Origin of the sequence: Acinetobacter sp. CFCC 11171 (assembly GCF_003268405.1) — a bacterium.
Lineage (GTDB): Bacteria > Pseudomonadota > Gammaproteobacteria > Pseudomonadales > Moraxellaceae > Acinetobacter > Acinetobacter amyesii.
Genome location: NZ_LQXP01000054.1, coordinates 1 through 14,352 on the forward strand (window position 1 = coordinate 1; position 14,352 = coordinate 14,352).

Genomic DNA, 14,352 nt, shown 5'->3' on the forward strand with positions numbered 1-14,352 from the left:
AATGTTTATAACATCATTTGAGCAGCAGAGTATCACTTATAGGAGTTGTTCAAATTTCCGGATCCATCTCTATAGAATAACTAAAAACTATAAAAAAATGGAAGAATAAAATTTAAAAAGATATTTTATTACAAATGCTTACTAAATTTATTTTGATTTGTGAAATAAAAAATAGAAAAAGTGTTATAACTATTTGTATTAATATTTTGAGCTAATTTTGTCATGAGTTTTGATCAAACGATAAAAAACACTCTCGTATTTTTTTATCAATTTGTTCTACCTTTCTCAACCAAAACAGAAGACTTGGAATACATCAAAGCTAAGCTGAAACAACTAGAAAAAATCAGGCCGGGCAACAACAAGAGTAAGCAGAATAATTTTAAAAAAATTTATGTAAAACTCTGGCATCGTATTTTAGAACTTTTGAAAACAGATAGGGCAGTACGTGCAAATGTCCAATATATTCCGCAGATTCAGCTTATTTGCGATATGGAAAAATATATCGATTCAAAAATGGCATTAGAAATTTTTAATACACGTAAGGAACTCACTACACCACTACTACTTCAATTTTTTGACATACGTAACGATGAAACGAGACAAAAAGTCATGGAGAAATGTTCTAAGAAGCAGCTTGGTATGATCGAGACTTCAACTTTAATCAATGCAGAGCAAGAGTGAACGAATGGAAGTTCAGAAAAAGAGAGAACGGAGACAAGATCTCTTTTTAACACAATACCAAGAGTACAGAACAAAGTTTATTTCTCATGCTGTATTTGATGATTTAGATGAAAGTGATAAGCAGACTTTTAGTGATTTTGGAAAAACTGCGCATAAGGTTTTTCACGAGATAATTAAAGCGCGTAAACTGGGTGAAGAATATCGAGTTGCAGCCTTAAGCTTTTTTGCTTCGGGTGATGTATTAGACCATGCTGGATGGTCATACCTCATTTTGAGAACGAGTTATTTTGTTGAAGCGCTTTATATAAAATTAGCCGTTATCCCAGATTCCCAAGCTAAACAAAAAGAAATTTTTGATTTATTTCGATATATTGCAAAATCAATTCTACAACAAAGTGAAGAAAGTTCTTTAAAAGACGAGAGTAAAAGGCTCTTAGAATACTTTATAGAATATATGTTAGAACTCGAACAGGACAAGGTGACGAGTGACTGGGAGAGTTTCCTTAAGAATAAAATAAATCAAAAATTGCCCGAGTTCACTCAAACTAAGGTGCTAAATTATATAAATGACTTAAAAATTATCTTTAAACGATTAAAACAAGGGAGGATTGTAAAACGCTCGCGTCGTAAAAAAATAAAAATTTCAGATTGGCCGACAAAGAAAAAATTAAGAAGTTTCCAAAAGAAGAGAGAACAAAGACAGCTTATTAAAGGATATCCAGCATATATTCAAGCTCGACAGGAGATCTTTTATGCTGATGATGGAGATGTTGAATTTATAGATGAGGGGATTGCTGTACATACAACATCTAAATCTACAGCTCGTTTTAATACAGTATTGAACAATCATAGTGAACATTTGATGAGGCATCGTCAAAGACGTCTACAACCGTTTGTAACCAACACAAATTACATGAGCAAAGATGTGATTCAACATCTTATCTATATTTTGAAGGGTGAGTTATATAATGCTCCTACTCAAGATTCAGCGATTGCAGCAGCATGCTTATTGAGTTTAGCGACGGGTTTATCACCAAGGCATTTGCTTCAATATAAACAACTGATTGATGAGGGAGTGCTTATTAAAGGTGGTAGTTCTAAAAAGCCGGAGTATCGACTCAGATTACATTTAGATATTACAAAACAAAAAGTTGAAACTTTAAAGATTCACCAACTGAATAAAACAGTGACGCATGATCTCCATGTATCAAGCAGTTGGTTTGAATATCTTATTTTGAATGGATCACAACAGGTACTTACAGTACAAGAGATCAATCAAAGACTCAAAAAATGGACTCAGAATCAGGGGCTAGGTTCAATTACTGTTGAGAAACTCCAAGCCCAGCTGTATTTCTATATTTTTCACCGTACTTTTAATGAATATATTGCCCATGTGCTATCGGGCAAAGATAGCACCCATGAGCTACCGAGTAGTTTCTACAATGGTGTGAGCGCATCGGAATTGAATCAGCATTATTTGATCTACTTAGAGACACTCAGTGTTGAAGAAACGAAAACAGAAATTGAAATGCTTAAAGAGCAGTTTGTTAAACATGAACCTGCGTCTATATCACGTTTTGGTAGCCAATTAGCACTCAATCAAAATTATGTTGGTCAATTTTTTACACGATTACATGCCATTTGCGTTGATAAAATACAGATACATCAACATATAATTGAGCGAATTAATGCCTATAGTGCTTGGATGTGGCATATCAGCTTATTGTGTCTAACACGCCGTCCTCGGGAAAACTTATTAGGAAAGTATAGTGACTACGATTTAAAACTAAAGTTGTTGTATGTAGATGATAAGCAAAACAGTCAATCACGAAAAGATGGTCGCTATATACCGCTCCCAGCATTTTTTATCCAAGCTTTTAAACGTTATACGCAATTTTTAAATACGGTCACTCAGCAGTATGAAGAGCTCCTCCGATTTGTGTTTGGGAAAAAGATTACATTGCAAGATTTGTTTGGCCAAGTGATCCATTACCCGAAATCGTTACCGACCACTGCTGAGGAATGGGCAAGTAAGAAAATTAAGATTGCTGCGCTTAACCGAAGTTGGATTAATGACTATATTGAAGGTCATCAACTCAGCAGTTTATATAATAACTGGCTACGACACTTTGATATGAATATGTTGATGGAGCAAGGTTTGGCTTTTAATGTCATACAAGCAGTTTATGGGCATGATCAGCGTAATCAGGAGCTCTTTTATCGCTATTCATCTGCATCTTTACCACAATATATCAATCAATTTACCCAAAATATTGATCGCATGATTAAGCAATTGCAGATTGAGCATCTGTCATACATTTCAGTACTTCAATCTGAGGGCTTATCATGAGTATAGATGAGTCATTGATTCAAAAAATTCAGGTTCAGGTTGATTCTGTATTTGCCGAAATGAAAAGTCAGATTAAGAGTTTAAGAGACCGACCTGAATTATTAGATAACACACTAAATACCTTGTGGTACGAGTTTTATGATGAATTTATTTGTTTTTTAGAGCAGAAGAAATTTACTCGGAAAGATACTCAAAAACCGTATATTCAAGCTATTGAAAAATATTTTTTATCTTTGCGTCAGACCTATTTATCTCAAGCAAAGAATGCGTATCCAATCAAAGTATGGCCTAAAACTACTTTTCTAGAACCTATACCCAGACAACTTCGTAGTACTGAATCACATCTTCGGCAAGGACAAAAACATTATCATATTGCTATAGCCTTAAAATCCTATTGGAATTGTCCATACAAGGATGAAGTTACTCCGGCATGGTTATGGGGGAATTTTTATTTAAGTCTGATGTACTGCTCTGGCTGTACTGATCTAAGTCAATTAACAGCAATTAGTAATACCCTGGTCAACGCTATTGTCAAAGATGAACTCCAAATCTGTACTAAACTTTATCATGCTGGATATAAAACAATCATCCAACCACTCGCACTGCATTATCGAGTACCACAGCGTGCTTATGGTAATCAAATCGAAAATAGACAGGTGTATCAGTGGCGTTATATTTGGCTTAATCCCTATGCACAGTTGTTTATACAAGGGATAAAACAGCATGGCTCTCAAGCCTTGAATCAGCAGATGCCACGATATGTTTTGGAGTCTATCTCTACTGTATTAGGGAAATTACCTAAAGAAATTGATTTGAGTCATCAGATCGTAGGTCTGAAAAAACTACTACGCCGTAATGATAAACAGTTAGCAGAGCTTCGTTCACTTACACCTTTTGATCATTCAAACTTAGCCATTGAGCTTGACTCTTATTCGGGCTTAGATATGTGCTTAAGCGAGGTTATGCGAGGTCGTCTCAAAACGGTGTCGTTAACACCTATTGATCAGGCGAGAGCATGGTTAGATCACAACATCTTGCAGACGCAGTTAACACATATTGAGCGGGATATACCACTACAGACAGAAAAGGCGGTACCAGACTTAATTACAGCTCACCAGCAACTCAAAGAAATTCCATTTGAATTGATGCTATTTGAAAAAGATCAGACTGAAGTTGATAAGCGTCAGAAACGGCAGCGTAAAAGTGAACGTGTGAAATTGATCAGATGGACAAGCATTCAGAAGCGACTAGAAGAAAAGAAGCCTCACGTTGGCCTGTATGAAAAAAATCTAATAGAAGCACAGCTCAGGCTACTGGGTTGGATTTTTCATCTTAAGTCTCAAAAGATGAAACTCAATAGCATCGAGCGGTATTTAAGTAGTATCGCTAAAGATTACTTATTCCATGTCTATATGTTCCCAGGTGATATAGATAACATGGATCAAGAAGATTGTGAGGAACTGTACGACGCTATCTTAGATAGTATTGATGATCGAGATCAAGCGAAACGTGAGACTGATCCTAAGGCCAATCACGGACGTGCACAGTATGCATTTGGCAGACTTAAAGCATTTCATCAGTTTTGTATGAAACAATACCGTGTCCCTAAGGTCGGTACCTTTCAATACAATGATTATCATCGTGTACAATTTTGTCATGCCAAATTAATTAGCCCAAAATTGTTCAATCAGCTTAAACAGGTACTAAGTTTAAAGATTGAAAAATGTCAAACAACTAAAGAGCAAGCGTATCTTTTTCAGCTACAGCTCATGTATTTACTCGCATTTCGTTTGGGGATGCGATTGAATGAAATTAGGGGACTTACATTGGCAGAGGTCATTTGTCCTGAACTGATTTGGCGTAATGATACGCTGACCAAACCTGTGCAGATCCGTTTTAATTTACGTAACAATGTTTATCGGAAACTCAAAAGCCAAAACGCAAAGCGTCAGCTTGATCTGAACGCCGTCATGCTCGATGAAGAGTTGGCATTGGTACAGCAATATCTAAAACAATGTATTACACATAATCCAGCGAAAACTAATCATGCGGACAAATTGATTTTTGCCCAAGATGGCGAAATTTTAAGTGAAGCTTATATTAGTGAAATGACCCAAGTGATTTTTGATGAGATATTGGGTGAAGGGCATGGTTATACTTTCCATAACTTTAGACATAGTGCCGCGAATCATTTAGCAATCGCTTGGTTAGGCTCAAAAGAGATGATCATGACCTATACGGATTACACTTGGAGCCGGTGTAAAGTCATGCGTCAGCATTTATTTGGAGAAACTGCAATTCAGCATGAAGCTGTCATACAGCATAAGTGGCGGTTACTAGCTGACTGGATGGGGCATGCAAACATAGAGCAAACAGCATCTCACTATCTACATGTGCTGGATTTGTTGGTGATAGATCGAATTTATCATTTGCCTTGTACAATTCATTGGGACACGATCAAACTGATACTTCAAAATGACTTAACAAGTGCTAACACAGAAATTGTGGATCTTAATCATATAATAGGAAAAGGCCAGTATTTCGATTTTTATCATGCCACATATGCACTCAAAAAAGTGGATTCAGTTAAACCTGTTCAGCCTAAAATAAGTAAAAATGCATCTGTATCTACCATCATCCATGATTACATTAAATATAGAGCCTATGAGGACCATGATTGGGTATTACGCAGTAAAAAGCTCGCTACTAAGTGGGTGGCGGTAAAAAAGCCTCAAAATAATGAGGATTTTAGTGAAGATGAACTCATCTCCTTATATGAAAAAGCCTTAAAGAAAGGTTTTGAAGCAAAGCAATGCGTAGAGATTTCAGCACTGCCAAAGCGGGTTCAACATCAGGTTTTAGAAGCCTTGAGTATTTTAATTGAACATGGAAAGCTGAGAAAAAACTTTATTCATTTTCAATATCGTTTTGATAAGCAAAATAGGCCACGTGTCGATTGGTCCATTCAACATCTGATTACGGGACTAAAGTATTTACTCCCTGAGGATACACAGCTAAAAGTTGATAATGATCCACCGGATAAGTCACAAAAAAGTCGTGAAGTGAAATTAAGCTTTATCAATGAAAAGAATAAAAATACGACACTTTGTATTGCGTTTATTATGTTGATACATGCGATTCAGCAAGAAAAATTGAGCATTTAAAATGAATTGTTTTAATATGTCTAAGGCAAGCTGTATTGAATATAAATCAATATAGAAAGGGACGAGCGATATCGTCGCTGAAGTTGTAGGTTAAAATCGTTTCTCAATGATAAGCGAACTCTGATATCGTATATATACATGGCTGAGATGTATCCAACTGAATGAAAACAATAGATTATTACAATAAACAGGCTGATCAATTTATAAAGTCGACCTTGAATGTGGATATGGAAGCACTATACCAACCTTTTTAGAGCAATTAGCACATGATGCCTACATTTTAGATTTAGGTTGTGGCTCAGGTCGGGATACTTTGGCTTTTAGAAAAAAGGGCTATTACGTATATGCGATTGACTATTCTGAAGAACTTGTAAAAAAAGCGACTGAACTTACAGGGTTGAAAGTACGTTATCAAAGTTTTTATGACTAGCAGAATATGAAACATATGATGGTATTTGGGCATGTGCCTCTTTACTACATTGTGCTCGTAATAGACATCTCTGATGTTTTAAAATGTATTCATGCTGCATTAATGAATAGTTCATCTTCATATCAGCATGTTGAAGAGCAAGATCTTGAAAAATTTGCAGATTATTGGATAGGTCTGTCACCAATTCTCATTCATAGTTTGCTAGTTACTTGTATTCCTAGTAGACCACTTTAATTAAAATTAGGAATTTCATTCACTGGATATATTAATGTTAATGGATTTGATGTTAAAGAAATGAAGCCAAAACGCTGATAAAATTCCATCGCTTTTTGATCTTTTGCATGTATTACAACAAAATTTACACCAATAATTTGAGCAACTTTTGAAACTTGTTTGAGAGCATGTGCTAAAAGCACTTTTCCAATTCCTTGCCCTTGAGTCACTTTATCAACGGCAAAGCGACCTACAACAACACAAGGGAGTGGATAACGAGGTAAGCGTTTGGTGAGTACGGTATCTACTAAATCGAATCCAATAGAGGTACTAGATAGACAGTAAAACCCTATCACATTTGAAGCATGATCAACAGCAACATACGTTTTACTTGTCCCTGATTTCTGATGTTGGGACGCATATTGTTTAATGAACTTATTTAAGTCATCTTGCCCACAATTAAATGATTTTCTTTGGTGATGAGTTTGTAAAATCTCAATTCTCATCTAATAAACTCATTAATTTCTTCATTTCATCGTTTGCAGGGCGTGGATTTTCAAGCAAATTCATTAACATATCACGATCAGCATTATTTACTTTCAACTCATGGTTAGATTTAAGTAAGTCTTTTGCTCGTTCAAAGGAGGATTGCAGCATAAAAGAACTTACACTGAGGCCTAATAAATTCGCAGCTTGCTCAATCACATTCTTTGCATCTGCTGTTGAACGAACATTAATTCGTTCAGTTGCTAAATTAGCCATTTCTTCACCAATAAGTACATCATTTTGATGTACAAATTATAACATATCAAGATGTAGCATCAAGACTTGACATACTCCCACCACCAAGCTAAGAGCTATGGTGGGGGAATCTTTGCGACCCATGCAATCTTAGAGATTGCACCTTTCGATACCGCACTGCGCTGACAGTATGGCGGTACAGGAACTCTTTATACAGTACTATGTCCTAGTGCATCAGCTAAAGCGAAATTGCGTATATTCAAGCTTGCATTCAAATCACGATCATGCACTGTTTCACAGTCAGGACATTGCCATTCTCTTATGCTTAGTGGCAATTTTGTCATAGTATAACCACAACATGAACATGCTTTAGAACTTGGAACGAATCTTCCAATTTGTAGCACATTCTTACCGAACCATTTTGCCTTGTATTGCAATATCGTAAGAAATTGACCCCAAGCCACATCCGAAATGGACTTGGCTAATTTTCGATTTCTTACCATGTTTTTTATCCCTAAATCTTCTACAGCATACGTGGTCGCTTGGTTTTCACAGATCAAGTAATGCGTGAGTTTGTGATGTAGGTCTAAGCGTTGCAGGCGCACTTTTTCATGGATGAATGCAACACTTAATTTTTGACGTTGATAATTCTTTGATTCTTTCTTCTTTCGAGCAAATATCTTCTGCTGTATGGATAGTCGGTTTTGAGCCTGTCGCAAGTATTTTGGATTTTCAACCTTATTACCATCGGATTGAATGAGCATGTGATTCAAACCCATATCAATTCCGATGGTTTGATCAGCTTGAATTGTTGTTGATGCAACAAGTTCTAACTCTGACTCGACCAAAATCGAAGCATAATACTTACCTGTCGCTGTTTTGCTAATGGTGACAGTTTTGATTTTCCCATTAAATACCCGACTAAATACAGTTTTTATCCCTTTAATTTTAGGTAGATGAAGTAATCCGTTCTCAAAGCTCACTGTTGCGTGCTGAGGGCATTGATAAGACCGTTGCGGTATTTTCTTGGATTTGAACCGTGGGTAGCCGACAAGATGACTTAATGGGCGTTTTTCATCAGGATTTGGTTTATATCCTTTGATCTTTCTGAATTCAACCTTGCCTTTCTTTAATCGCTGAAAAAAGTTGTTGTAAGCAGTGTGTAGGTGAAGTAACCCACTAAGAAGTGATTGACTATTCACCTCGTTCAACCATTCGAATTCAGGTTGTTTTTTCAATTGGTGTAACAATAAAGTTAGTAAATAAATTATATAAATCAAATATTTTTTATTAAATACAGAGTTTTTTTTGATTAAATTTTATTCATTTTAGGACTGTGTTATTCTATTGTTTTAACGCTAAAAATAACTTACCTGTGCAGAAAAAATGATGACAACATTACTCATTGATGCATTAACAATATCTGAAGGCCGGTTTAAAAAAAAAATGCCCTGTTTTAGTTCTGAAAATGATGTTACTCAATGAGGAAACGAGCAGGTTTTCAGAAGAAATTAAGAATCAAGCATTACTACTGCTCGCGATATATCGTAAGTTGCTGCTTGCTGTCGATCGGGATTTATTTAATGTAAAAACTCTAAAGAACAGTGTGAAAAGAAGACACTGGGCTAAAGTGGATAAAGCACAGAATAAGATGGTGGTTGCAAAGCAACTTCGACTAAAGCATTTAGATCTAGAAGAAATGATTTTATTTTTAAATACACAGCATTTTTTAAAACAGCTGCCGATTTTCTTTGTTCAAAAATTGGTTGATTGGGCACCACCGGTGGTGAGTGGTAATTTTTTAATCGAAAATGTTTTGGTAGGCTATATCGCCCAAAAGATTTTGCCATTAGAAAGAATTAAAGTAAAAGAGCTTGGCAAGTCTTTGCAACCATATTTTCATTTAGCTGACTTTTTTGTATTTTTACCTCAATTGGAGGAACTTTATCAAAAACATCAGCAGCAAATTGTTTGTGCGGCACCAACTGCAGAAGTTGCTTTGGCTTTAACAGACTTGAAGAAGGCGTGGATTTATCGTATTCGGAGTAGTTCATGAATAGGTATTTGGAGCAGCTCCTAGAATGGATTAATCAGAATGAAAATATAGAAGAACAACAACTGATCTAAGCATTATTTTTGTTGCGTGCACACTATAGCTTAGCTGGCATTGTTGTCATTTGTCAGCGAATCTTCACATTGATTGCGGATGATGAATTACTAGAATTTCGTGATGAGCTTAATACGTTAAAGATCATTAGTAGATTACAGGATTCTAGTAAATATCCACATTTTTTCTCAGAAACAACAGATAGAAACAAACATAAACTCACGCCATTGCGTCCATACACTGGAGACAGTGGAATTTGTGACTTGCTATTAATTCAAGCAGGAATAAGTCGAAATAATCAGTCTTTTGATACTGTAATCACGTGGTTTTTAGAGCAAATCTTTTACTTTCAAAAAAACGTACATACTCTAGAAATTTATAGTAATTATTTAAGTGGTGATGGAAGCATAAAGCTGAAAGCTCAAAAGGGATCTCGTGTGTATAATGCCTTTTTAGCGATTAGGCAGTTGGGTGATCCAAGTCATGAGGATATTTTAGAACGAGTCAAAGACTTAGTGACTCAAAACGAACCGGAACAATGGATTCGTTCGATGTCAGCTGGTTCTGAAGATAAACGATTAAATGAAGTTTTTTATGCATTAAAACTATTTTTATCACAAATTTGGGATAATAATCGATTAAAAAATAAGAAGAAACGCCGAGAATTTTTACACCGTATAGGGTTAAAGCATCAAAAACTTATCTTGCAACGATACGGCTCATTAAGTATTGCCATCCAACCTTTGCAGGAGATTGATGAGATTCATCGTGGTCTGATTTCTGAAGTATTTGCGGATGATGAGATTGATGAGATTCATCGTGGTCTGATTTCTGAAGTATTTGCGGATGATGAGATTGAAGAAGATGAAACACCATTGGAGCCATTGTTTACACTTTTTTTGGCAGAACAATCCGATTTAATTCGAGGGCTTTATGCATCTAAGTCTATTTTTCAGCATGTTGAAGCTACAAATGTTGGTTTAGTTTGGACAAAATGGCGATTGTCATTAAATTCGATTCAACAAGTGTTGAGGCTCTGTCAACCATCTCCGGCGGATAGCAGCTTAATTTTACGCGCAAAATTAGCTTTAATATTGAGTTTACTCACTGGACGTTCGGTTACTGAATTAACAGCGCCGTGTTTTAGTCAAAATACTGATCAGAATAATATTGCTATTCAGTATGATCATACTTTATCTGCATATGTATTGAGTGTTTTAGCAGGGACACCGACACTCAAAACAAAGCCAGAAGATTCTAAATTTCATGTGCCATGGACTAAGAAATTACATTTGGTTTTACCAAGTGAGCTCAATGATTTGGTGAATCAAGTCAAAAATCTTGGGATTAGGACCCGTCAACTGGCAGTTGAACGCGAAGTTAGAAGATTAATTAACAGTGTACCTCAAGAGCTAGAAGTCAGCCTCAAAAGCATTCGAGATATTCTTCCACGGTTGTTATATGAGCATAGCCAAGGTGATTTAGCTGTCGTTAAAGCAGTGACTAATGAATCAGGTCGAAATTATGATAACTTGATTCATTATGCCTCTTTTGAACAGAAGAAACTTGAGCAATTATGGTCTGATTGTTTAAGAACGATAAAAATTGATATTCCTCAATACATACACACTTCAAGTGAACGCGTGGGTAGCCCGATTGGAATAAAGATTGTTGAAATACAAAATGAAATTACACGAATAAAAAACAGAATAAATCAGGCTTATGAACAGAAAAATTGGCAGGTGCTCTTTGATAACTTAACGTTGTATACAGCATTGTGGATGAATCTTGCAACTGCAGGACGAGGAATTAAGCAACCCTTTCCAAAGTGGATCAGTCAGCCCGGATGGGCATTGATTCAAGATAAACATCATCAAGATGAATCAACCGATCGTTATGTACCATTGACGCCAGCGTTGATCAAACAGATTCAAGGTTTACGTGGTTTGATGCGAATGCTGGGGGAGCAAGTTGAACCACGTGTTGATTTATCATCTTATGCTCTGCAACTTTTTGATTCTCATCAGATTGAAGGTTTAGTTAGAAATTGGGCACGGAAGTTGGTTCGCTCTGATCATAATCAGTTACCTGGACGGTTCAAGGACGCTGGACTTGGGCACTGGATACGGGGGCGTCATCCATGGGATATGTTATCAGTATTTCCTGTATCAGTTTTTAAACAACAGTGGCTTGATGTACAAGAAAACCTGCAAAAACAATTAGGTTTCGAATGTTTTGAAGGTTTTGATTTTTTTAAAATCAAGCATATTCCAACATTTGTTTTAACCCAAGAGACTAAAACAGCTCAAGTAGAGACGAAGCCGAGAATACAATATTCAGAAAATGATGTAAAAGAATGGTTGAAAAACTCAGAGTATGAGTCCTATTTTCCGTTGATTTTTGAGGAAAATCCTGAGCCACAAGTAGCTTTAGAGCTTGGACATCTATTAGCTTCCCATTTAGCTAAAAATACAAACATTGATTTGCCAGAAGCGATCAAGGCATATTGTGCTTATATTCGCGATAAAACGAAAATTCCTTTATTCGTTCAACTTCCTCAAAAAGCTAATCGTACATGGCTGACATCTGAAAATAGTTTTAGTACATGGTGTTATATTGAACAAAACTTACTTGATCTTATTCAGAAGGATTTAGAACATTTACCTGAACATCAAAATTGTGATGTTGAAATAGGACGTTTGCTGGTTGTACTCTCCATGTATTCACAACTGTGCAGAGTGAGCCATTTACAAGCGATGTTGGAGTTTATTGCTTCTGATCAACATATAGTCGCTATGGGGAATAGTCGGCTCGTTGAACTGACAGTGAATAATGATAGATCTGTGACGAAGATACGCCGTACAGTACTGTTAAGTCCTTATGTCTCGACGTTGATTTTAGTAGGCCGACAGTATCTACAGCCCCGATTAAAAGAGATTTTAGCACAGCCAAGAAATCAACAAAGAACGGCTTGGCAAAAGTGTTTTAATACATATTTAAAACAAATAGGGGTTAAGTCAACTCTATCGTTAGCTCAATGGTTGAAAGCTTTACAGCAAAATGTGATGTTAAATAGCACTCCGTTGATTGCAGGTTATATATCAGGCCAAGTCCTGACTGAAGATCTTTCAATAAATGAATTATTACGCTTATCCGAATATGAAAAATTAACCACAAATTTAGATAGCACTGAGCCAGAAAGTGAAATAGAAATAGACGATGAGCAACTACATTTGTCTGATATTTTAGCGATGATTCAGCAACTAAAAGGTGAATCTAGATCAAGCATTTGGCTTAAACAGCTTGCCAATAATGAAACGAATCACTACTCAGTCAATTTATTAACGTGCTTTGTGCGATGGTTGATTTTACGCTGTGATGCAGAAGAGTTAAGTCTACAGAATCGAAATATGATTCATCTACATTTGGCCATCGTCAGTGCAGGTATATTGGGGTTTTCAGAAGATTTAACAAAAGATAGCCAGATTGATGAAGATGTATTTCAAAAATGGATGGAGTTGACGCAAGAGCATTTTCCACACCGTAAGCATCTCGCTGCGTGGAATCGCTTTAGAGATTTTTTAATTCAGTTAAATGATAATCGTATAAAGTTACACAAGCGTACAGCGCATCAAGCAAGTGCTAAAGTTTTTTCAAAAAATGAAGTGCAGCAGATCGTTCAAATATTACAATCTGTAGAATCCGGGGTGAATGATGCTGCTTTACGTCTAGAGATTCAGCGTCATTTTCGTTTATCTGCAGCGATGGGTGTACGCCGTTCAGAGACACTTCATTTACGGCCCTTAGATATTGATGAAGATATGCTCCGAATTCGTCCTTATGGTGAGCATCAGTTAAAAACACTTGGATCAGAACGTGTTGTTCCGATGAATTTATTAAGTCAGACGATTCAAAATGGATTAGATGATATTTATAAGAATAAAAAATATTCGATATTAATGTCTGATGAGAACAGTGAGCATAGGCCTTTTTTTGATCAAATATCTAAAATATTAAAGAAAGTCACTGGAGATGTTGATCTCAGTTTACATCATTTAAGACATACGTTTGCAAGTACATATGCTTTAAAGTGTTTGCAAACAGTGGTGGATTTTAAAGCGCTCACGCTAGAACTGCCATGGCTACAAACTTGGATGCCATCGAATGAGCAATTTAATATGCTAGTAGGTAATGAAGGACAAGTTGGGCAAGGGATTAAGGCGATTAGTCGAGTGCTTGGACATTTACATGAATCGACCACATTAAAGCATTATGTTCATATCTTATTTCTGGCTACTTATGCCTATAGCATGCAACAACAGCAACCCAATTTACATACTGCATTTTTTAAGCGAGTCATGAGTCGGAGTAATTTATTCAGGCATTTCCAAGCGATTCATCAACAGGATGGTAATCTAAAATATGAGTTGAGAGATACCATCGAAAAATATGTACTCAAAAAAAGACAAAGTCAGAGGTGGGTCATCTATGCTCAAAAAATAGAGAATTCGACGGGAAAAGTAATTAAACACGAATTATTTCAAAAGTTTGAAGATGTTGAGCGGTATCTTATTTCTGGGCGGGGGCAGCCACGAGTAGATATTGAGTCCTGGAAGAGGGCTTTAATTACGATGGCAAACATTCCGTCAGGTAAACGTGGTTCAAA

6 protein-coding genes and 3 pseudogenes are annotated in these 14,352 nt (G+C 36.2%); 6 read left to right on the plus strand and 3 right to left on the minus strand.

Annotation, left to right across the window (positions count from 1 at the left end):
- Nucleotides 1–222 precede the first annotated feature (222 nt).
- The 4 genes and pseudogenes from AVJ20_RS17000 to AVJ20_RS17015 all read left to right on the plus strand — a co-directional run.
- Nucleotides 223–681, plus strand: a complete 459-nt coding sequence (locus tag AVJ20_RS17000) for a hypothetical protein (RefSeq protein ID WP_111886041.1) — start codon at nucleotides 223–225, stop codon at nucleotides 679–681.
- A gap of 4 nt (nucleotides 682–685) precedes the next feature.
- The gene (locus AVJ20_RS17005; protein WP_228157248.1) at nucleotides 686–3,031 is read left to right on the plus strand and encodes a hypothetical protein; all 2,346 of its coding nucleotides are present in this window, start codon (nucleotides 686–688) and stop codon (nucleotides 3,029–3,031) included.
- Nucleotides 3,028–6,195: a site-specific integrase gene (locus AVJ20_RS17010; protein ID WP_111886043.1), complete on the plus strand. Its 3,168-nt coding sequence runs from the start codon at nucleotides 3,028–3,030 to the stop codon at nucleotides 6,193–6,195. The genes AVJ20_RS17005 and AVJ20_RS17010 overlap by 4 nt, the downstream gene beginning before the upstream one ends.
- 161 nt (nucleotides 6,196–6,356) lie before the next feature.
- A pseudogene (locus AVJ20_RS17015) lies at nucleotides 6,357–6,690 on the plus strand (class I SAM-dependent methyltransferase); the annotation flags it as partial.
- Between the two features lie 165 nt (nucleotides 6,691–6,855).
- Here AVJ20_RS17015 and AVJ20_RS17020 read toward each other — a convergent pair.
- The 3 genes from AVJ20_RS17020 to AVJ20_RS17030 all read right to left on the minus strand — a co-directional run bounded on the left by AVJ20_RS17020 (nucleotide 6,856) and on the right by AVJ20_RS17030 (nucleotide 8,859).
- Nucleotides 6,856–7,344, minus strand: a complete 489-nt coding sequence (locus AVJ20_RS17020; protein ID WP_019383654.1) for a GNAT family N-acetyltransferase — start codon at nucleotides 7,342–7,344, stop codon at nucleotides 6,856–6,858.
- Complete coding sequence (locus AVJ20_RS17025; protein ID WP_026094019.1) at nucleotides 7,334–7,600, minus strand: DUF1778 domain-containing protein; 267 nt, start codon at nucleotides 7,598–7,600, stop codon at nucleotides 7,334–7,336. Before AVJ20_RS17025 ends, AVJ20_RS17020 begins: the two co-directional genes overlap by 11 nt.
- Before the next feature lie 188 nt (nucleotides 7,601–7,788).
- Nucleotides 7,789–8,859, minus strand: coding sequence for a transposase (locus AVJ20_RS17030; RefSeq protein ID WP_228157249.1), 1,071 nt, complete (start codon nucleotides 8,857–8,859; stop codon nucleotides 7,789–7,791).
- A 106-nt stretch (nucleotides 8,860–8,965) separates the two neighbouring features.
- Here AVJ20_RS17030 and AVJ20_RS17035 point away from each other — a divergent pair.
- Both AVJ20_RS17035 and AVJ20_RS17040 read left to right on the plus strand, forming a co-directional pair.
- Nucleotides 8,966–9,635, plus strand: a pseudogene (locus AVJ20_RS17035) (hypothetical protein).
- Nucleotides 9,632–14,352, plus strand: a pseudogene (locus AVJ20_RS17040) (tyrosine-type recombinase/integrase); the annotation flags it as partial. The pseudogenes AVJ20_RS17035 and AVJ20_RS17040, both read left to right, overlap by 4 nt.